We start from the raw sequence: 19,556 nt of genomic DNA, 5'->3' as shown, positions 1-19,556 counted from the left end.
GCTCCGGAGGCCGCCGGTCGGGCTCTCGCGGCACCGCCGGTTCACCGGTGCCGCACCGGGCACCGTGCCGGGTGTGCTGGAATTTGCGGGTGACTCGGGATGCGTCGGTCGTCGACGAGAGGCGGAGTCCCGCCGGCGACTCGCCGCGGGGGCTCGACGTCGCCGCGTTCGGAGCCGTGGGGCTCTCGGTGGCGACCACGGTCCTGATCGGGCTGCTGGGCCCCTCGGCCATGGTCCCGAGGTTGCCCGGATCCTCCTGGCACCCCCCGTACTCGCTGGACGCCCACCCCGGCACCCATCTGGTCATCGCCATGGGCGCCGTCGCGATCGTGCTGGGCGGGCTCGGCCTCGCCGCCGCGCTCAGGTCCCGGTGGCGGCCCGATCCGCGCTGGCTGCTCGCCGTCGGTTGCGCCGTGGCGGGCCTGCTCGCCTTCCTGCCGCCCTCCGGCTCGGCCGACCACCTCAACTACGCCGCGTACGGCCGTCTGGTCACGCTCGGCCAGGACCCGTACGCGATCACCCCCGCCGCCCTGCCCGGTGACCCGGTCACCGGCGCGGTGGAGGAGTGGGCCGGTGTGACCAGCGTCTACGGCCCGGTCGCCACCGCCGTACAGGCACTGGCGAGTTTCGTGGGCGGTGACTCGGTCAGGTTGACGGTCTTCGCGATGGCCGTCGTCAACGCGGCGGCGTTCATCGGTACGGCGCTGCTGCTGCACCGTTTCGCCAGGGGGAACGCGGACCTTCAGCGGCGGGCGGCGCTGCTGTGGACGGTCAACCCGCTGATGATCTACCACCTGGCCGCCGGGATGCACGTCGACACCCTCGCCGTCGCGTGCATGGTCGCCGCGCTCACGGTTCGCGGGGCCGCCTCGGGCCTGCTGCTCGGGGTGGGCATCGGGGTGAAACTCAACGCCGGGCTCGTCGCCCTCGGACCGGCGTGGGAGTTGCGCCGCTCGCCCGGCAGGCTCGCCGTGGTGGCGGGGACCGCGACGGCCACGGTGGTGGCGATCTACGCCGTCGCCGGGCCGCACGTGCTCGACCAGGTGAGCGCCGCCAGCAAGAAGGTCTCCCTCGCCACGCCCTGGCAGCTCGTCAAGGTGGGGCTCCAGTCGGTCTTCGGCCCGGGCGCCTACTCGGCCTGGATCCAGATCGGGTCCCTGCTCCTGATGGCCTGCCTGGCCTGGCTGCTGCTGCGGGCGCTGGGGGCGCTGGGGGCGCCGATGGCACCGAGGACGTCGGTGGCACCGGGGGGGCCGGGGACGCCAGGAGCACCGGGAGCGCCGGGGACGCCGGGAGCGCTGCCCGCCGACACCGCGCCCGCCGTCGCCGCCGTGATGGTGGTCGCCTGGTTGTTCGCCGCGCCGTACGCGCTGCCCTGGTACGACGGGCTGGCCTTCGCGCTGCTGGCCCTGGCGTCCTGGCCCGCGCTGGAGGCGTTCATGGTGGCCAGGGTCGTCGTGCTGTCGCTGGGCTACCTCCCGGCCAGGGAGGTGCCGCGGCCCGACGACCTGCTCTGGACGAAGACCCTGCTCAGGGAGACGGTGGTGCCGTGGACGCTGCTGGCATTGACGGTCGCCCTGGCGTGGTGGGCGGCGAGAGCCGGACGGCGCGCACGCAGGCGGCCAGCGTCAGCGGCACCGCGACCGTGAGCGCCATGGCCGGGATCGCGATGCCCGAGTCGTTCATCAGGAACCCGATCAGCGCGCAGGCCAGCGCCCCGAGCAGCCCGGCGCGCAGCGCGGGCGCGAGCGCGTAGGCCCGGCCCAGGGCCGACGCGCCCCACCGCGACGGGCGGTCGAGCACCAGGAACAGGAACGCCAGTGCGACCAGCGAGAGCAGCGACAGCGACCAGTTGCCGACCGTGACCCCGATCATCGCGGCGAACTTGCGGCCGACCACGGTCCAGGCCTCCCCGTCCAGCACCTGCTGCACGAAGGCGCCCAGGTGGGTGCGCTGTTCGGCGGGCCGCAGCCAGTCGGCCACCGCTATGGCGCCGATCAGCAGGCCACCCGCGAGGCCGACCAGGACCAGCTTGACCGGCGAGACCCGCCCGCCGGACAGCAGGATCAGGAAGACCGCGACCCCGACCAGGAACGCCGGGACCCCGCCGAAGTCGGCGCCCCACGCGGGCCAGCCGTCGGCGAACACCGCCAGCCCCCCGTACGCCGCGCACACCGCGAGCGCGAGCGTCCGTCGTCCGCGCGAGATCAGCCACTGGGCGATCCCGGCGAGGGCGAGGATCGTGCCCGCGGAGTAGACGGCGAAGGCGATGTTGCTGAAACCGTAGAAGCGCCCGCCGGTGACCGGCTCGTAGCCGGTGACCGCGTTCACCTGCAGCGCCGAGCCGGTCATCACGTCCGCCAGCAGCGCCACCGAGGTGACGGCGGCGACCACCGTGAGCGGGCCGAGCGGGTGCGCCCGCCACGGCCCGGCGAGCGCCACCCCGGCGATCGCGCAGGCGAAGCCGAGGATGGTGACGATCACCCAGACCATCGGCGCGGGCAGGCTCCACCAGGGGACCAGCTGCGCCAGGAAGGTGGAGACCGCGATCGCCCCGCTGACCACGGCGACGACCCGGACGGCCGTCAGGGCGCGGGAGCCGCCCCAGCCCCGGCGGATCGCGACGGCGGCCAGCAGGTAGAACAGGATCTGGACCGCCACGAACACCGCGAAGAACGGTCCCCTCACCTCGCGCAGCACCTGGCTCGCCAGATCGTCGTCGGCCAGCTTCCCGACCGTCGCCGCGACCGGCTCCCCGCTCGGCACGTCGCCCAGCCAGGCGCGTCCCACGACCCCGTGGGGGATCTTCAGGTCCAGCAGGCCGATCGCGGTGGCGGTCAGGTCGGTGTTCGTGACCAGGCCGTCCTGGCGGGTGGAGGTGGCGGTGAGGTAGCCGCGCGCGTACGTCCCCCCGTCGGGGGACGGGCCACGGGCGATCGCCACGTGCAGGTGGGGCACCACCGAGGTGTCGGCCAGGCCCCCGACCAGGACCGTGGTCCCCGTCCCGCCCGACGTGGGCAGGCGGTCGAGGACCGCGCCCACCACGCGGTCGGCGCCGGTCACGGCCTCCCGCCTGGCCTGGACGGTCATCCCGTCCGGAACGCCGTTCGCGGCGTCGCCCATCCCGTCCGGAACGCCGTTCGCGGCGTCGCCCGGAGCGTCGTCCGGGGCTCGACCCGGAGTAGCGGCCGGAGCGTCGTTCGGGGCGCCGTCCGAGGTGCCGGCCGGGGCGGGGCCGCCGCCGGTCCAGGCCCGGGTGAGGTCACCGGCCTCGACCACGATCAGTCCGTACGGGGACAGGTCCCCCAGCTGCTCGACGCTCGCCGCGTATTTCCCGATTTTTCCTGACTTGTTGGCGGCGGCGAGGGCGGCTCCCGGCCCGACGGCGGCCACCTTCAGGCCCGCGCCGGTCGCGAGCTCGCCCAGCTGCCCGAGAACCGGCCGGTAGGAGGTGGTGGCGTTGAAGGCGGACAGCTCGGCCCAGCCGGGCACGCTCGCCTCGCCACCGGGGCCCGTCTCCGGTGCGCGCGGGGACTCGCAGCCCGTACCGGCCGCGCCCGCGCGCTGGCCCGCCGAGACCGTGAGCCAGCCCGCCACCGGGCAGGTGATCCCCCGCTCGGGCGGCGGGACAGCCCGGGTGGACATGGACGCGGACCCGCCCTCGCCCGCCAGTTTCCACAGGTTCGGGGTCCGCTCCCGGTCCAGGTCACTCCACTCCAGGCCCGGTATCCCGATGATCACGACCCTCGCGGGAAGAGTCCGCGCCGAGAGGCCCGCCGTACCGGCACCGGAGGCGTTCGTCACAACAGCGCCGGAGGCGCCCGGGGCACCTGAGGCGGCGAAAGCCCTTGAGGCGCCCGGGACGCCGAGGAGCACGCAGAACCCGGCCAGCAGCACGGCCAGCAGCAGGATGGGCGGCACGGCCGGCGGCGAGGTCCGCGGCACGGTCGGCAGCGGGGTCGGGGGCGAGGACGCGGCGGCAGGAGCGGTCCTGGCGGCCCGGCGGGGCGCCGGTCGCGTCGCGGTCCCCCCGGTGGCCGGGCGCGCGGGCCCGTGACCGCGGTGTGTCGAAGCCATCCGGTTCCCCTGTCCGTATCCGTCGGGCGGCCGTTTCCCCGGCCCCACGGTAACCGGCCCCACGGCATGGCCGACCCCACGGTAACCTGCCTGCTCGTGAGGACTGGCGAGGTGACCACGACCGAGCGGCGCCCCCGGACATGGCTGTCGTGGCCGGTGTGGCTGCTCGCTTTGCTGCTCGTCGCCGCCGCGGTGGCCCCGCTGGTGCTCCACTGGCTGGGCAACGTGGACGACCAGCGCCTGGTCGACCTGGACGTTTACCGTACCGGCGGGGCGGCGGTCCTGGAGGGCCGGTCCGTCTACGGGTTCGTCACGCCCGCGCCGCAGCTGCTGCCCTTCACCTACCCGCCGGTGGCGGCGCTGCTCGCCACACCGCTGGCGGCGATGTCCTGGACGGCGGCGCAGTGGACGTGGACCGCGTTGATCTTCCTGACGCTGGCGATCACCGTCCGGCTCTCCTTCCGCGCCGTGCTCGGCGGGGCGGGCACCGTACCGGGCGTACCGGACGGGGGTCCGGTCTCGCCGCACGCCGTTCCCGATACGCCCACCGGAGAGGCGGATGCCGTTCCCGGTACGCCGGCCGGAGGCGCGGCGCGGACGACGGGGCCGTCCGGGGGCGTACGCGCCAGGCTGGGCGGGCTGGTCAGGTTCGGCGAGGTGAGCGAGGCGGATGGGACGGGTGGGGCGGGTGGGGTGGGCCGCCTGTGGACGCCCCTGCTGTTCGCCGCCCTGATGATCGCGTGCACCTACCTGATGCCGATCAGGGATCAGGTCCGCTTCGGCCAGGTGGACATCCTGCTCGTCGCGCTCTGCCTGGCCGACTGCGTGGCCAGGCGCCCGGTGTGGCCGCGCGGCATGCTGATCGGCCTGGCCACCGCGGTCAAGCTCACCCCGGGCGTCTTCCTGATCTACCTTCTCATCGCCGGTTTCGGGCCCGGCGCGAGGCGGGAGCATCGCGAGACCTTTTTCGTGGCCGCGCTCACCGCGGCGCTGCTGACCCTGCTGCCGTTCCTGGTGATCCCGGGGGACTCCGCCGACTTCTGGTTCCGCGCGCTGCTCGACCCCGAGCGGCTCGGTGCCAACGCCGCGACCACCAACCAGTCGATGCGCGGCATGCTCATCCGGCTCTACCTGCCCGACGCGCTGACGATCCTGCTCTGGTTGGCGCTGGTCGCCGTGGTCGCCTGGTACGGCTTCCGTCACGCCCGCAGGGCCCTGCTCGACGGGCACCTCGTGGCGGGGGTCGCCCTGGTCGGGCTGATGGCCGTACTGCTGTCGCCGGTCGCCTGGATCCACCATCTGGCCTGGGTGGTCGTGGTGCTCGGCGCACTGGCCGGTGACGGCCGCGACCCGGTCAGGCTCCGGGTGGCCGCCGGGGTCTGGCTCTACTACGTGCTGCCGATCCCCTGGTGGGGAGTGACGATCAAGGCCGCGGAGATCCCGGTGCTCAGTCCCGTACTGGGCAAGATCGTGCAGAACGGGTTCGGCCTGGGCGCGCTGGTTCTGGTCTGGTTGCTGGGGGTCTGGCTGCCCAACAGGAGAGAGACGTTCCGGGCGCTCCCCTGACGGCTCCGGGTCGTCCTCCTGCTCGCTCCCCTGACGATTCCCCGGCGTCCTCCCGACGGTTCCGGTCACTTCCCCGGCGGGATACGGCCTCGACGCGAAGCGGCCGGGAAGGGCGGCGACCCCGGGCCTGACGTGCCCGGCGAGGGGCGATCAAGGGGACGATCGAGGGGTGATCGAAAGAAAACGGCCTCTGACGTGGTACGACTCCAGGTGGCCAGGTCGAGATCAGTCGCGTCTGTATGTAATCCTCCGCACATTTTCTGACAGTCGCCGGATAACCTGGGGTCATGTCGAAACTCGCTTACCTGGGACCGGAGGGGACCTTCACCGAGGAAGCCCTGCGCATCCTGGCGCCCGAGGCCGAGCGCCTGCCGAGCCCCAACGTCACCGCGGCCCTGGAGGCCGTCCGGCTCGGCGAGGCCGACGGAGCCGTCGTCCCGATGGAGAACTCGCTCGAAGGCGCCATCACCACGACCCTTGACGAGCTCGCCCGGGGTGAGTCGCTGCTCATCACCGCCGAGCTGCTGCTCCCCGTCGAGTTCTCGCTCCTGGCGCGTCCCGGCACCGAGATCGGCCACATCAAGAGGGTCTTCTCCCACCCGGCGGCCATCACCCAGTGCCGCAACTTCATCGCCCGTGAGCTGCCCGACGCCGTGGTGGTCGCCGCCCCGTCGACCGCCGCCGCGGCGCAGGAGGTCGCGCTTCCCGGCTCGCCGTACGACGCGGCCATCGCCGCGCGCATCGCCGGTGAGCACTACGGCCTGGTCGAGCTCGCGGCCAGGATCGGCGACCGCACCGACACCGTCACCCGGTTCGTCCAGGTGTCGCGTCCCGGCCCGCTGCCCGAGCCGACGGGGGCCGACCGCACCTCACTGGTCGTCTTCCTCGCCGACGACCACCCGGGCGCGCTGCAGGAGATGCTGACCGAGTTCTCCGTCCGCGGCGTCAACCTCTCCCGCATCGAGTCGCGGCCCACCGGCGACGGCATCGGCCGCTACTTCTTCCACTTCGAGTTCGAGGGCCACGCCGCCGACGCACGCGTCGGAGAGGCGATCTCGGGTCTGCACCGCATCTCCGCCAGGGTGCGCTTCCTGGGCAGCTACCCACGCGCCGACGGCCTCTCCCCCCAGATCAAGCGCGGCACGAACGACGATGACTTCGCCGAGGCCGCCGACTGGCTCAGCAGGGTCCGCACCGGTCAGGTCTGATCGTCGCCCGGTCCGCGAGCCGGTGCCCGATCCTCGTACGGTGCCGGCGCGCACGCCCGCCGAAGGCGTCCCGGCGGACGGGGACGGGCGACGAAGGCCAGGATCGGCCGGGACCGGGCGGGAAACGGATGGCACGGGGGCGGGCCGGTTAATCCGGGCGCGGACGCTCGCCGTACATCGGTAGCCTTGTGGCTGTGATTGACCTGCGTACCCTTCGTGAGGATCCCGACCGGCTACGGGCGTCGCAGCGTGCCCGCGGTGAGGACGACTCTGTCGTCGACACGCTGCTCGACCTCGACGAGCGGCGGCGCGGCGCGCTGAGCCGCTTCGAGACGCTCCGCGCCGAGCAGAAAACCGTCGGCAAGTCGGTCTCCCGTGCCTCAGGGGAGGAGAAGGCCACCCTGCTGGAGCGGGCGAAAGACCTCTCCTCGCAGGTCAAGTCCGCCGAGGCCGAGGCGGAGGCGCTCGGCGCCGAGCTCGACGAGCTGCTCTACACGGTGCCCAACCTCGTGGAGGAGGGGGCTCCCGCCGGTGGCGAGGACGACTACGTCGTGCTGGAGGAGATCGGCGAGAAGCCGTCCTTCGGCTTCGAGCCCAAGGACCACCTGGCGCTGGGCGAGCTGCTCGGCGCGATCGACATGGAGCGCGGCGCGAAGGTGTCGGGCTCGCGCTTCTTCTTCCTGAGGGGTGTCGGCGCGCGGCTGCAGCTCGGGCTCCTCAACATGGCCATGCAGCAGGCGATCGAGGCGGGCTTCGTCCCGATGATCACGCCTGTGCTGGTCAAGCCGGAGTCGATGAAGGGCACCGGTTTCCTCGGCGCCCACGCCAGCGAGGTGTACCACCTGCCCGACGACGACCTGTTCCTGGTCGGCACGAGCGAGGTGCCGATGGCGGCCTACCACGGTGACGAGATCCTGGACGGCTCCGCGCTCCCGCACCGCTACGCCGGATGGTCCTCGTGCTTCCGCCGCGAGGCGGGCTCGTATGGCAAGGACACGCGGGGCATCATCCGGGTCCACCAGTTCGACAAGGTGGAGATGTTCTCCTACGTGCGCCCCGAGGAGGCGCACGCCGAGCACCTGCGCCTGCTCGACTGGGAGAAGGAGATGCTGGCCAAGGTCGAGCTGCCCTACCGAGTGATCGACACCGCGGCCGGAGACCTGGGGTCCTCGGCCGCGCGGAAGTTCGACTGCGAGGCGTGGGTGCCCAGCCAGGGCCGCTACCGCGAGCTCACCTCGACCTCCAACTGCACCGACTTCCAGGCCCGCCGCCTCGGCGTCCGCTTCCGCGACTCCGGCGGCAAGCCCCAGCACGTGGCCACCCTGAACGGCACGCTGGCCACCACCCGCTGGATCGTCGCCATCCTGGAGAACCACCAGCAGGCCGACGGCTCCGTCGTGCTCCCCAAGGCCCTGCGCCCGTATGTCGGCCTCGACGTGCTCGAACCCGTCAAGTAGGACGCGCACCCCGGCAAGCAAGGCTCACGGGTGAAGGCCCCGCCGCGCGGCGGGGCCTTCACCGCGTTCACGCCGGACGTTCCCGTGCTTCCCGCGTTTCCCTTGCTTCTCGCGCTTCCTCCGCTTGGGCCGCGCCCGCCCAGCCGACCAGAACGGACCCGCCGACTCCGATCGCGCCGACGAGCCAGGCGAGCAGCCCGGCCGTCGGATAGTCGTCGATGACGCCCGACTCCCAACCGCTGAAGAGCATCCACATCCCGAACGGCGTGCAGCAGGCGACGGCAATGCGCGGGCTCGCTGGGCAGGCAGGCCCAGGTCGCCGGATGCCCGAACCAGGCGAGGAGGGGCTCTCGCGAACGTTCCACGACCGGTAGATCCGCCGCGACGGGGCCCGGTTCGGGGGCGGCGGCATTCGTGACCGGGGTGCGTCCTGGAACCCGAGGGCCGCGTACGCCCCGGCATCAGGTAGATCATGCTCGTTGACGGCGCCCGGCACGCCCACAGCCGCACGGTAAGGCGGGAAGTGGCCGTCGGCGTCAAAACCCGTCACCGTCCCGGCCGAAGCCCTCAGGATCGCTCTCAGCGACGGGGAGGGGCTGGACCGCTACGCCGCGATCCCCGGGGAGTCTCGCGGGGCTGCGTGCGTCCCGGTTACGTTACAGAGGGTGCTCGGATGCCTGAGGTGCTCGGGTGCTCCGGAAACGGAAAGGCGGGGTTCGCCAGAAGCGAACCCCGCCTTCCCGTTCAACCAAGAGGTCTATGCGTCAGACGGCGCGGACCTGCGAGGCCTGCGGGCCCTTCTGGCCCTGGGTGATCTCGAACTCGACCCGCTGGCCGTCTTCGAGGCTACGGTAGCCGTTGCCCTGGATCTCGGAGAAGTGCACGAACACGTCCGGTGCACCGCCGTCCGGTGCGATGAAGCCGAAGCCCTTTTCAGCGTTGAACCACTTGACGGTTCCCTGAGCCATTAAAGCTCTCCCTCAGGATTTGAAACTTTGGGATTCACACCTCATGAACCCCATGTGTCGTACAGCGGGCCCCGGGGTGGCTCAGTCAAACTGGTTTTCACAACGGGATTCAGCTAATACAACGCCATCACATCTAACACTATCCGGCGCAGGCGTGTTCCCGCCATGAGGAAGATTCCTCGGACCGGATCCCTGGGGCCGACACGCCGACCATCACAGTGCAGACTGGGACGTGTTATGCAAAGCCCCAGGCTGGTCGCCACCGACCTCGACGGCACCGCTCTGCGCTCGGACGGCACCGTCTCCCCCCGTACGGCCGCCGCTTTTGCGCTTGTGGAGAACGCCGGGGCCGCGCTGGTCTTCGTGACCGGCAGGCCACCTCGCTGGATGCACATGGTCGCGGGAGCCGTGCGCCATCGGGGGCTGGCCATATGCGCCAACGGAGCCCTCGTCTACGACCTGCACAGCGAGCAGATCGTCAAATCCCACCTCATCCACCCGGACGTGCTTGAAGAGGTGGTGAGGCGTCTTCGCGAAAAGGTTCCGGACCTCGCGTTCTCTGTGGAATACGAGGGCGGATTCGCCCACGAATCGGACTTCCGTCTCGGAGGATGGGACAGTAAGGCAGTCGCCGGACTCCGTGTCGGAACGGACACACTCACCTCGCGGCCCTGCGCCAAACTTCTGGCACTGCATCCCAGAATGGACCCCGACATCCTCCATGCGGCGGTCTGCGGGCTGGTCGGCGACCTGGTCACCCCCACCCACTCCAGCGGCCGGGCATTGATCGAGATGAGCGCGCACGGCGTGACGAAGGCCACGGCACTGTCCCACCTGGCCACGACGCTCGGCGTCGCGGCCGAGGAGGTGATCGCGTTCGGCGACATGCCCAACGATCTTCCGATGCTGCGGTGGGCCGGTGTCTCGTACGCCGTCGCCAACGCCCACCCGGAGGTGCTGGCCGCGGTCGATCACGTGACCGCGGCCAACAACGACGACGGGGTCGCCGGGATCCTTGAGAAGCTCTACGGACCGTGACGGGCTCCGCGAGCCCTCCGATGGTCCGTGCGAGCGAAGGCCCGGTGTGAGCGATGGTCCGGTACGAGCGGAGGCTTGGTGTGAGCGAAGGCCCGAGGTGAGCGAAAGCTCGGCGCGGGCTCCGCGATCGGAAGCCACCGGCACCCGATCGCGGAGCCCCGGCAGACCGGTGGGTGCCGGGCGGAGGCCTCTACGGGCTTGTGCGGGCTTCCACGGGCTTTAGAGGTAGGGGCCCGCGTTGCCGCCAGGGGGGCCATCCTGCTGCTGGAGGGACATGCCGCCGGGCAGCGCCCTGCGCATGTTCTCCAGCTGGGCGCGAGCCGCCATCTGCTGGGCGAACAACGTGGTCTGTATGCCGTGGAACAACCCTTCGAGCCAGCCGACCAGCTGGGCGTGGGCGACCCGGAGCTCCGCCTCGCTCGGCGGGGTGCCGTTGACGTCCTCGGTGAACGGCAGCGAGAGCCGTTCCAGCTCCTCGACCAGCTCAGGTGCCAGACCGTCCTCGAGCTCCTTGATGGAACTCTGGTGGATCTCCTTGAGCCGCTTGCGGCTGGCCTCGTCCAGCGGTGCCGCCCGGACCTCCTCGAGGAGCTGGCGGATCATGCTGCCGATGCGCATCACCTTGGCGGGCTGCTCGACGAGGTCGGCGATCGATCGGCTCTCGCCCTCCTCCTCGCCTTGGGAGCCCTGGGGACCCACGACCACGATGTGCGGAGTGCTCTCCTCAGCGTTCATAGCCTCAACTTACTAGCAGGATTTTCCCGATGTGTTCTCCGGACTCCAGGATGCGGTGGGCCTCGGCCGCGTCGCTCATCGGCACCCGGGCGTGCACCACGGGCCGGATCGCCCCGGCGTCGAGCAGGGGCCAGACGTTGTCCACGACCCCGCGCACGATGGCCCCCTTCTCGTCGACGGGCCGGGAACGCAGCGTGGTGCCGTACACCGAGGCCCGCTTCGCGAGCAGGGCTCCCAGGTCCAGCTCGCCCTTCGTGCCGCCCTGCAGTCCGATCACGACCAGCCGTCCGCCCGTCTTGAGAACCTTGATGTTCCCCGCGAGGTACTTGCCGCCCATGATGTCGAGGACCACGTCGGCCTTGACCTTCTCCGAGAAGTCCTCCCGCCGGTAGTCGATCCCCTCGTCGGCACCCAGCTCCAGGCAGCGGCCGATCTTCTCCGGCGACCCGGCGGTGACGACCACGCGCGAACCGAACGCCTTCGCCAGCTGTACGGCCATCGTGCCGATCCCGCTGGCACCGCCGTGCACGAGGAGGGTCTCGCCCTTCCGCAGGCGCGCGGTCATGAAGACGTTGGACCAGACCGTGCAGGCCACCTCGGGCAGCCCGGCGGCCTCGACCAGGTCGACGCCCTTCGGCACCCGCATGACCTGCTGCCAGGGAACGGCGACCTTCTCGGCGTACCCGCCGCCGCTGAGCAGCGCGCACACCCGGTCACCCGGCGCGAACCCCTCGACGTCCGATCCCACCGCCTCGACCACGCCGGAGCACTCCATGCCCGGGTACGGGGAGGCGCCGGGGGGCGGGTCGTAGAAGCCCTGACGCTGCAGCGCGTCGGCCCTGTTGACCGCGGAGGCGGCCACGTCGATGATGACTTCGCCGCGTTCGGGCAGCGGGTCTGGGACCTCCCGCCACGTCAGCACTTCCGGTCCACCTGGTTTATCGATCACGATGGCGCGCATGTGAGCAAAGGTATCCGCTGAGCCCCAACTTGGTGGTTGCTCACCTTGACAGGAACACAGGGCGTTAACCTGCTATGTGTTTGCTGCCCTTTTATGCCCATCCCGAGGGGGAACACGGTGGCAAGACACGATCGTGAGGAATCTCTCGAGGAACAGCTCGCGTGGCTCGACGCCATCAAGGAGCAGGAGGAGGAGGCGCCCGCCCTGGCGGCGAAGGGCACCGCGGTGGACGACGCCGTCGTCTCGCCGTACCCGAAGGACCCCTGGAGTCTGGTCCCGACCGAGCCCGACGCGACGTCGTCGCCGCTGTTCCGCGCGGCCGTCGACTCGGCCCACCCGGCCACCGACACGCCGGTGGAGGACGCCGACGCGGCCGACTGGATGGAGGCCTCCGACACGGTGAGCTCCTTCACCGTGCCCGCTCCGGCATCCGGCAAGCAGGACAACGACGGCTTCCTCGCGCCGCTCAAGCCCCTGCCGCGCCAGGAGCAGGCCGACACCGGTGACCACGGTCACGCCGACTTCACCGAGCCGCACCTCCGCACCCCGTTCGCGGCGCCCGCCCAGGAGCCGTCCCGCGGGCTGTTCGAGCAACCCCAGCGTCCGGCGGAGCCGGCCGCTCCCGCCTCGGCCGAGGCTCCTGACCTGGAGCCGCACAAGCCGTCGTCCTCGGACACCGAGCGGTTCACCTTCGGCAGTACGGACTTCGGCGGCACCGACTCCGACCGCTTCTCCTTCGGGAGCGGTGGCACGCGGTCCACCTCGGGGGGCACGGACTTCTCCTCGACCAGCGGAGACTTCTCCTCCGGAACCTCCGGAACAACCTCCGGAGCCTCCGGAACCGCGGAGGCCGACCGGTCCCCGTCCGGCACGTCCGAGTCCGGTGCGTCCGGTGCGTCCGGGGCGTCCAGTGCGTCCGACCGTGGCGACCGCTTCCCCGCCGCCGGTGCCGAGCACGACCGTGACCGCGACCGTACGATCTTCGAACCCTTCGAGTCCTTCGAGTCCTTCGAGTCCACGGTGACGTCGGTGGCGAAGGAGTCGCCCAGGCAGGCCCCCGAGCGCTTCGAGCCCGCCCCCGAGCGCTTCGAGCCCGCCTCGGACCGCTTCGAACCCGTTCCGGCGCCCGTCCCCGCGTCCGGTTCCGAGCCCAAGTCCGAGCCCGCCGACTCGTTCCGGGCCCCCGGGTCCTTCGGCACCGACAGGCCGGAAGCGGCCGCGTCGCCGGAGCGTCCCGCCACCTCGGGTGCGTTCGGTTCCGAGTCCTCTTCGGGCCCCTTCGGTACGGAGACCGCCCCCGGTTCCCGTGGCGCCTTCGGCCCGGAGCGTTCCAGCTCGGCTCCGCCTCCTTCTTCCGGTTCTTCCAGTCCTTCCGGTTCTTCCGGCTTCGCCGCCTTCTCCGGTCCCACGGCCTTCGCGCCCGCTCGGGACGCGCCCTCCGCCCCCGAGCGGGAGCCGTCCCAGGAGCGCGCGGAACGGGAGAGCCCCTTCGCGCCGGGACGGGACACGACCGAACCGGTGCGGGAGCCGTACCAGGCACGCCGCCGCCAGACGGCTCCGGCGCCCGCCTTCGGCGCACCGGCCAGGCAGCAGCCTCCGGGCACGGCTCCCCGGCAGTCCGCCGACAGCCTGGACCCGGAGTCGCTGCTGAGGGGGCGTCGCAACGCGCCCGCCGGGGGCTGGCGCAAGCTGGTCTACAAGGCGTCGGCCGGGCTGATCAAGCCCGGCGAGTCCCCGGAGGTCCGCCGCCGCAGGGAGCTGGTCGGCCGCGCACGCACCCCGGTGGCCACCGGCCACCACCGCGTCGCCGTGCTCAGCCTCAAGGGCGGTGTCGGCAAGACCACGACCACGGTCGGCCTCGGCGCCACCTTGGCCCAGGTGCGTGGCGACCGGGTCATCGCGGTCGACGCGAACCCCGACCGGGGCACCCTGTCGGACAAGGTCGAGCTCGAAACCTCCGCGACCGTCCGTGACCTGCTCAACGAGCGGCAGCAGATCAAGAGGTACGTCGACATCCGGGCCTTCACCTCCCAGGCCCCGTCACGCTTGGAGATCCTCGCCTCCGACCGTGACCCGTCGGTGTCCGAGGCCTTCAGCGCGGCCGACTACCAGTCGGTCTCCCAGGTGCTGGAGAACTTCTACTCGATCTGCATCACCGACTGCGGCACCGGCCTGCTCCACTCGGCCATGTCCGGCGTGCTCGGCCTGGCCGACCAGCTCGTCCTGGTCAGCTCCCCCTCCGTGGACGGCGCCCGCGCCGCCTCGGCGACCCTTGACTGGCTGGAGGCCCATCACTACGAGGAGCTCGTCCGCTCCGCGACCGTGGTGCTGTGCAGCGTCCGCCCGCGTTCGAAGTCGACCGTCGACCTCGACCGCCTGGAGGCCCACTTCGCGGCCCGCTGCCGCGCCGTCATCCGCGTCCCCTACGACCCGCACCTCGAGGAGGGCGCGGAGATCGACCTGGAAAGGCTGCAGCCCGCCACCCGCGAGTCCTACCTCCGCCTGGCCGCCTCGGTCGGCGACGGTTTCGCGGGCCCCCAGCCCTGACCCACACCGGGCGGGCGCCTCGTCCCCGAATCGGGGACGAGGCGCCCGCCGGGTCCGGGCACGCCCGGGTCAATGAGAGACTAGGGTGCAATCTGACACGTTCTTCGGACGTGTCACCAGGAGAGCTCGCCTAGTGGACGATGGCGGCGGTCTTGAAAACCGCTAGGCCGGGTGACCGGTCTCGTGGGTTCGAATCCCACGCTCTCCGCCACCTGTGGAAACCTCCGGCTCCCGCCTCGATGCTGATCATCGAAGCGGGTCGGATGGGAACACGGCGCCATGATCTCGCCTCCCGGGATCTTCTCCGCTCCAGGACGAGTGTGATCACTTTTTCCGCCGCGTCGAGGACGGCCTGACGGAGTCACCGTTCGCATGACGGGAAGAGCGGCTTTCAGACTCGCTCGATCTGGATGGCCAGGACGCCCAGGGCCTCCTTTTCCGGGTTGTAGATGCGGCGGATGTTGGCGAGCTGCTCCTCGCGGGGGGAATCGGGGTTGACGTTGGCCGGGCCCTCGATGTCGAGCATCTCGTCGAAGCTGGTGTAGCGGGCTACCCGGACGACGCGGGTGAGGCATTCATCGGTGCCGCAGGCGAAGCGGATGTATTGACCCGCGGCGAGGTTGCGCAGGTTGGCGTACTGGACGCGGACCTCGATCGTCTTGCGGCCGGAGGCGACCAGGTCGAAGTAACGCCGGTACAGGTTCATGTGCCGGGCGCGGGGCGGGCTCGTCGGGGTGACGCTGCGAGTGCTCATCAGGCGGTTCACTTCCAGGGTCGTGTAGGAGCGGTAGAAGTGCTTCGGGTTGGACAGCATGAGCCGGACCAGCCAGACCATCGCGTCCACGTAGTCATCGATGCCACCGTTCCACTCGGTCGCGTTCAGCATCCAGGGTTGAGCGCCAGGCGGCGGCGGGAGCTTGTTGTCCCGGATCAGGGACTTCGACAATTTGGCCCCGGTGTCGGTCAGCGCCATCGGCGTGAAAATCCTGGGTGGCGAGTGGATGCCGTGCAGGGCGGCGAAGGCCGCATCGACGAGCTGGCACCCGGGTGCCCAGTCTCCGCCCTTGACCATGACGTTCAGGGTCGCCGGCTCGGCCGCCAGGACCCTTTCCTTGACCAGGTTGCGATACAGGGTGGCCAGGTCGATGTAGGGGCCGGCCTCGGGTGTGACGGTGATCTCGTACGGGCCGCAGGTGGTGCACACCGCGGTGAAGGCTCCCGAGGCGTCGGCCAGGCGGGTCAGCTTGGTGCGCTCGGCCCGCTTCTCCGCCCACCCGCAGGCGGGGCAGGGCAGCCGCAGATGGACGATGCCGTGAGAGGGCGACAGCGGCCAGCGGATGGTGTCCAACTGGCGCTGTGTGCGCAGGAATTCGGCACGGAAGGCCGGGATGGACTGCTGTTCGGTGTAGGTCTCGATCTCGTAGTCGATGCCGGTGGCATCGGCCAGAGAGTCGAAGAAGGCGCGGTAGTTCTTGTCGATCAACTCGGTGACGCCGTCGGTGCCGAGAGCGTGGTGGTAGGTGATCTGGTAGGCGTGATGGGTCTCGGGGTCAAGCTGGATGTCGTAGGGCGCGTTGTCCAGCGCGCCGAAGCGGACCACGGCCTCGACGGAGAACGCTCGACGGGCGGCTGCGGCGAGGAGGAAAGCCGCCTGCACCAGGGACGTCCCCAGATGTGGGGTGCCGTTGATCTGCGTGCCGACACAGAACGCGACCAGCGCGGGGCGCTGAGCCTGGATCTGCGGGCGGATCATGTCGATTGCCCGGATCATGGCGTTGGCTGTGACGTTGTTCGGTGAGATGAGCTCGACGGAGTTCATGGCTCTCCTCGGGGATGGGGATCACTCGATAGGGGCGGCCAGGTTGGCGAGAATGAAGTCGACGCGCGCCGCGGCATCGTCGGCGGGCACGAAGATGGGGCGGTATCCGGCGTCGTAATAGCCCTGGATGATGAGTTGGTGGACGCGGGCGATCTCACGTTCCTTGGCCCACACCAGGTCGTCGGCACTGGTGAAGTTGTCCAGCGAGTCCAGGACGAACACCTGGTCGTAGCGGTAGGTGCGGCTGGCTTCCTCCAGCTCCACATACGGGCTGAGACCGAAGAAACGATCCCAGCCGTAGCCGTCGGGGATGCCACGGTTGTAGAAGCGGGGGCCGTGCTTGTGGCCGCTGTACTCGGCGACGAAGGCGGCCAAGACTTCACGGGAGTAGTCCCTGCGATCCCCGACTTGCAGATGGCGCCCTAGGCGCTCACGGTGCTCGCGGTAGATCTCCCGGGCGGCCTCCCGCTCGGAACATGGGATGCCGCGCTCGCGCAGGGTGGTGAACACGGTTTCCTTTCCAGCGGACGGGCCGCCGGTAATCACGTAACGCTGGGGAGGTGACGTCGTGGGAGGGGTGGTCACGATGCCGTCCTTTCGATCGTGGTGAACGCCGTATGCCAGGTGTCGCGATCCGTATCGTCCACCTGTGCCAGGAAGTCCTGTTGGGTGGTCGCGATACGGGCGACCACGGAGAGTTGGTCGGTGGCGGCCTCCGGAATCGGAGGGATCCAACCGGCGAGCTGGGCCAGGCCACGCGGAGGCAGCCGGGTTCCGGTGTGCAGGAGCGCGTCTCCGTAGGCGCCTCGATACTCGTCGGCTTCGGCGAGTACCTGGCCGTAGCGCCACAGTGCTGTGTCGACCGCCTGGTACCGGTCGTGGTCGGGAGCATCCATGCTGACCAGTCGAGCGAGGTCAAGCAGGTCCGCACGCAGCGCGTAGACCGCCGCCCAGAGCTTGGACAGCATCCGCTCGTGTTCGACGACTTCCCAGGCGAAGACGTCCGCGGGCAGTCGCAGGGGGCCCTGACTGGTCGCGGTCAGTACGGGAGGTACGGCATGCACTGCGGCGACCTCCTCGGAGTCGGCGGCGAGCATGTCGGCGAGGAGCAGACACAACCGAGGTTCGATTCGTTTGCGGAAGTGATGGACCTCGTAGCCGGCGGCTCGTGCGGCTCTGGCGCGACGTTCGGTCAGCGTGGTTCCCGCTGTTCCAGGCGCGGCACCGAACAGAATCCGGGCCGCGTCGGCCAGCTCGTGTTCCAGCTGGGCGAGTTGCCAGCGAAGCAGGCCGTCCAGGGCACGGGCTCGGCTGGTGGCGTTGTGTGAATTGGCGGCCCGGACGGAGACCCCCGGTAGGGCCAGGAGTGTCGGGGCGACGATGTCCGAGGGCACCGGTAGGCCGGTGTGAAGGAGAAGCCGAAGCTCGTCGCCCAATATGGGCGGCGACGGAACAGATGCAGGCATACGCGCCTCCTAACTTTCCCCAGTGGGCATGCCCAGGAAATGCCCACTCTTGATGCCCACGATATGCCCAGCTTTTCGTGATCATCTTTCCGACGCTTCACCCAGATTCGCGAGCTTGTGGAAGGTGGAGGTGCTTGGCGGTGCCCCCGTCCCTCCAGACGGGGGCAACCGCCGCGACCGGCGTTCGGCGACGCCTTGCCCAGGACGTCGTCCGGTCGCTCCTGGCTCCGCGAGTGCTGCTGAGGTGGCGCCACTCGCGGGAACTGGGTACAGCGGCTCGGAAGACCGTACTCTCCATGCCGCCGCACTGCTCATGGCCGGTTGTGTGGCTCGGTGTAGTGCTCTCCGAGCTGTTCGGCGATGCGGCGTGCGACCTTTGGCAGGTCGTCGGCCGGGGTGTGGTCGGCGGGCTCCTCCAAGTGGATGGTGCCCCAGCAGAAGAACATGCCTTCGCGGTCTGCCCAGACGGTCAGCGTGTCGGCGCCGATCACGAGGCGGGGCATGCCTTCGTCGTAGGCGATGGCGGGATAGATCCGGTGGGTGTGCAGCTCGGTCCGCAGATGCTGAAGTGCGGCGATGGCACCGGGCCGCCAGGTGGCCGCGTTCAACCGGTCGCCTGCTGGTGTGCCGTAGGGCGGAATCACGGCTGCCTCCTTCCGTTGCTCGGCGACCCAAGCCGCTTCGGAGTCAGATCGGGGAAACATGATCAGCCACGATCACGTCGGCCAGCAGTGGCAGTTCGCTACGCAGTACGTCGGCGGCATCCCTGCGGCGCAGGATCGCGTAGTGCTTGGCGAGTTGCTCAGCCGCCACAGGAAGAGTCAGCACGGAGCTGAGCAGAGGGCTACCGGAGTCACTGAGCTCAGGACTGGTCCACCAGAACCTCTCGCCGTCGGTGTAGGCCAGCAGCCCGTAATGGACGGACAGTATGGCGTTGCCGGAGCGAAGCTCGTGAACATCTGCCGTGATGCCATGCACCTCGGTCAGCACCGCGGCCAGTTCCTCGGCCCGTGTGGTGGGTGAGTGCTCACGGCGCCGAGTGTCGATCTGGCCTTCGGCAGGCAGGAAAGACGAGTGGTCGATGGTGGTCGACGACGTGGTGGCGCGCGTTTGGGAAGTGGGACTGCCGTCGCGCCTGCCGGTGGGGGCGTTGCCCTGCGGGGTCGCGCTCATGCCGCGGCCTCGCGTCGGCGCGGCGGGAAGGTGTCCGGCGAGTGTCTCCAATCGAAGGTAACGGCCGGTCCCCGTGAGAGGGGCTGGTACAGCTGACGCCGGTCACCTGCGTTAAGGATGTCCGGCAGCAGGGGGAGCGTCCAACGAGAGGCAGGATCCCCAAGCCGGGGGTGCGTTGTCTCGTAACCCACGATGCCGCGATGAGGGCGGGTGTCGGTGCGGACCTGGTAGGGGACGCGCTCTTGCGTGCGGGCTTTGGTGCGGGTCCGTCGCCGGGCGAGAGGGTCATGGGTGAGTGCCAGGCGGATCGTGCGGTTCTCCTGCGTCTCGACAGGCCGGTGTGAGCCTTTGTTGGGCGCCGCCAGGCGCTGTACGCGCGGTGACGACGAATCGGGTTCGGCCTGGCAGGGCGTGGGCACGAGCGGAGTCGGCTGCGTCGGGCCTTCCAAGGTGTGCTCGAAAGGCGGCGGGGTCCGGCCCATACCGAGCCGGCGGCGCACGTCCAAGCGCTCGGCCATCAGCTTGCCGGACGGTTGCGCGT

Annotated in this window: 16 protein-coding genes and 1 tRNA gene; 7 read left to right on the top strand and 10 right to left on the bottom strand. The window is 70.5% G+C overall.

Going from position 1 to position 19,556, the window contains the following annotated elements:
* Positions 1 to 89 precede the first annotated feature (89 nt).
* Positions 90 to 1,649 carry a polyprenol phosphomannose-dependent alpha 1,6 mannosyltransferase MptB gene (gene mptB / locus ACFFRH_RS14630; RefSeq protein WP_344748546.1) on the top strand — a complete coding sequence of 520 codons (1,560 nt, stop codon included), beginning with the start codon at positions 90 to 92 and terminating at the stop codon, positions 1,647 to 1,649.
* Here the strand turns inward: mptB and ACFFRH_RS14625 are convergent.
* Positions 1,531 to 4,077, bottom strand: a complete 2,547-nt coding sequence (locus ACFFRH_RS14625; protein WP_344748545.1) for a hypothetical protein — start codon at positions 4,075 to 4,077, stop codon at positions 1,531 to 1,533. The genes mptB and ACFFRH_RS14625 overlap by 119 nt on opposite strands.
* Positions 4,078 to 4,173: 96 nt before the next feature.
* On the opposite strand from ACFFRH_RS14625, the gene ACFFRH_RS14620 reads away from it, so the two are divergent.
* The 3 genes from ACFFRH_RS14620 to serS all read left to right on the top strand — a co-directional run bounded on the left by ACFFRH_RS14620 (position 4,174) and on the right by serS (position 8,308).
* Positions 4,174 to 5,643: a glycosyltransferase 87 family protein gene (locus ACFFRH_RS14620; RefSeq protein ID WP_386156921.1), complete on the top strand. Its 1,470-nt coding sequence runs from the start codon at positions 4,174 to 4,176 to the stop codon at positions 5,641 to 5,643.
* Positions 5,644 to 5,930: 287 nt separating this feature from the next.
* Positions 5,931 to 6,851 carry a prephenate dehydratase gene (gene pheA, locus ACFFRH_RS14615; protein ID WP_344748543.1) on the top strand — a complete coding sequence of 307 codons (921 nt, stop codon included), beginning with the start codon at positions 5,931 to 5,933 and terminating at the stop codon, positions 6,849 to 6,851.
* A gap of 194 nt (positions 6,852 to 7,045) precedes the next feature.
* Positions 7,046 to 8,308, top strand: coding sequence for a serine--tRNA ligase (gene serS, locus ACFFRH_RS14610; protein WP_344748542.1), 1,263 nt, complete (start codon positions 7,046 to 7,048; stop codon positions 8,306 to 8,308).
* 67 nt (positions 8,309 to 8,375) lie between these two features.
* Here the strand turns inward: serS and ACFFRH_RS14605 are convergent, their stop codons facing one another.
* Together ACFFRH_RS14605 and ACFFRH_RS14600 are read right to left on the bottom strand one after the other, a co-directional pair.
* Complete coding sequence (locus tag ACFFRH_RS14605) at positions 8,376 to 8,558, bottom strand: hypothetical protein (RefSeq protein ID WP_344748541.1); 183 nt, start codon at positions 8,556 to 8,558, stop codon at positions 8,376 to 8,378.
* Positions 8,559 to 9,072: 514 nt separating this feature from the next.
* Positions 9,073 to 9,276 (bottom strand): cold-shock protein, encoded by a 204-nt coding sequence (locus tag ACFFRH_RS14600; protein ID WP_012886943.1) that lies wholly within the window; start codon positions 9,274 to 9,276, stop codon positions 9,073 to 9,075.
* 237 nt (positions 9,277 to 9,513) lie between these two features.
* On the opposite strand from ACFFRH_RS14600, the gene ACFFRH_RS14595 reads away from it, so the two are divergent.
* Entirely contained in the window at positions 9,514 to 10,314 is an 801-nt protein-coding gene (locus ACFFRH_RS14595; RefSeq protein ID WP_344748540.1) for an HAD family hydrolase, read from the top strand.
* Positions 10,315 to 10,533: 219 nt separating this feature from the next.
* On the opposite strand, the gene ACFFRH_RS14590 is transcribed toward ACFFRH_RS14595, so the two are convergent.
* Positions 10,534 to 11,049: a bacterial proteasome activator family protein gene (locus ACFFRH_RS14590; RefSeq protein WP_344748539.1), complete on the bottom strand. Its 516-nt coding sequence runs from the start codon at positions 11,047 to 11,049 to the stop codon at positions 10,534 to 10,536.
* A 4-nt stretch (positions 11,050 to 11,053) separates the two neighbouring features.
* On the bottom strand, positions 11,054 to 12,010 hold the full coding sequence (locus tag ACFFRH_RS14585; RefSeq protein ID WP_344748538.1) for an NAD(P)H-quinone oxidoreductase: 957 nt from the start codon (positions 12,008 to 12,010) through the stop codon (positions 11,054 to 11,056).
* Between the two features lie 117 nt (positions 12,011 to 12,127).
* Between ACFFRH_RS14585 and ACFFRH_RS14580 the strand changes: the two genes are divergently transcribed.
* A complete protein-coding gene (locus tag ACFFRH_RS14580; protein ID WP_386156912.1) occupies positions 12,128 to 14,557 on the top strand; it encodes a nucleotide-binding protein in 2,430 nt (809 codons plus the stop codon).
* A gap of 119 nt (positions 14,558 to 14,676) precedes the next feature.
* Positions 14,677 to 14,768 (top strand) — tRNA-Ser (locus ACFFRH_RS14575).
* Positions 14,769 to 14,948: 180 nt separating this feature from the next.
* Here the strand turns inward: ACFFRH_RS14575 and ACFFRH_RS14570 are convergent.
* The 5 genes from ACFFRH_RS14570 to ACFFRH_RS14550 all read right to left on the bottom strand — a co-directional run bounded on the left by ACFFRH_RS14570 (position 14,949) and on the right by ACFFRH_RS14550 (position 19,015).
* Positions 14,949 to 16,376 (bottom strand): ASCH domain-containing protein, encoded by a 1,428-nt coding sequence (locus ACFFRH_RS14570; RefSeq protein WP_344748534.1) that lies wholly within the window; start codon positions 16,374 to 16,376, stop codon positions 14,949 to 14,951.
* A 21-nt stretch (positions 16,377 to 16,397) separates the two neighbouring features.
* Positions 16,398 to 16,961: an AAA family ATPase gene (locus ACFFRH_RS14565; RefSeq protein WP_344748532.1), complete on the bottom strand. Its 564-nt coding sequence runs from the start codon at positions 16,959 to 16,961 to the stop codon at positions 16,398 to 16,400.
* Positions 16,958 to 17,842, bottom strand: a complete 885-nt coding sequence (locus ACFFRH_RS14560) for a hypothetical protein (RefSeq protein WP_386156909.1) — start codon at positions 17,840 to 17,842, stop codon at positions 16,958 to 16,960. Before ACFFRH_RS14560 ends, ACFFRH_RS14565 begins: the two co-directional genes overlap by 4 nt.
* A gap of 311 nt (positions 17,843 to 18,153) precedes the next feature.
* The gene (locus tag ACFFRH_RS14555; RefSeq protein ID WP_344748529.1) at positions 18,154 to 18,486 is read right to left on the bottom strand and encodes a hypothetical protein; all 333 of its coding nucleotides are present in this window, start codon (positions 18,484 to 18,486) and stop codon (positions 18,154 to 18,156) included.
* Between the two features lie 43 nt (positions 18,487 to 18,529).
* Positions 18,530 to 19,015 (bottom strand): hypothetical protein, encoded by a 486-nt coding sequence (locus tag ACFFRH_RS14550; RefSeq protein WP_344748528.1) that lies wholly within the window; start codon positions 19,013 to 19,015, stop codon positions 18,530 to 18,532.
* Positions 19,016 to 19,556 lie beyond the last annotated feature (541 nt).

It is taken from the genome of Streptosporangium vulgare (genome assembly GCF_042428775.1).
In the GTDB taxonomy this organism is placed as follows: domain Bacteria; phylum Actinomycetota; class Actinomycetes; order Streptosporangiales; family Streptosporangiaceae; genus Streptosporangium; species Streptosporangium vulgare.
The sequence above is the reverse complement of the archived record's forward strand: the minus strand, read 5'-3'. Positions and strand labels throughout refer to the sequence as shown.

Bases quoted from the DNA above. Each gene is read 5' to 3' on its own strand.
- ACFFRH_RS14625 (WP_344748545.1), bottom strand. From the start codon at position 4,077: ATGGCTTCGACACACCGCGGTCACGGGCCCGCGCGCCCGGCCACCGGG.
- pheA (WP_344748543.1), top strand. From the start codon at position 5,931: ATGTCGAAACTCGCTTACCTGGGACCGGAGGGGACCTTCACCGAGGAA.
- ACFFRH_RS14605 (WP_344748541.1), bottom strand. From the start codon at position 8,558: ATGCTCTTCAGCGGTTGGGAGTCGGGCGTCATCGACGACTATCCGACG.
- ACFFRH_RS14600 (WP_012886943.1), bottom strand. From the start codon at position 9,276: ATGGCTCAGGGAACCGTCAAGTGGTTCAACGCTGAAAAGGGCTTCGGC.
- ACFFRH_RS14595 (WP_344748540.1), top strand. From the start codon at position 9,514: ATGCAAAGCCCCAGGCTGGTCGCCACCGACCTCGACGGCACCGCTCTG.
- ACFFRH_RS14590 (WP_344748539.1), bottom strand. From the start codon at position 11,049: ATGAACGCTGAGGAGAGCACTCCGCACATCGTGGTCGTGGGTCCCCAG.
- ACFFRH_RS14585 (WP_344748538.1), bottom strand. From the start codon at position 12,010: ATGCGCGCCATCGTGATCGATAAACCAGGTGGACCGGAAGTGCTGACG.
- ACFFRH_RS14570 (WP_344748534.1), bottom strand. From the start codon at position 16,376: ATGAACTCCGTCGAGCTCATCTCACCGAACAACGTCACAGCCAACGCC.
- ACFFRH_RS14560 (WP_386156909.1), bottom strand. From the start codon at position 17,842: ATGCCTGCATCTGTTCCGTCGCCGCCCATATTGGGCGACGAGCTTCGG.
- ACFFRH_RS14550 (WP_344748528.1), bottom strand. From the start codon at position 19,015: ATGAGCGCGACCCCGCAGGGCAACGCCCCCACCGGCAGGCGCGACGGC.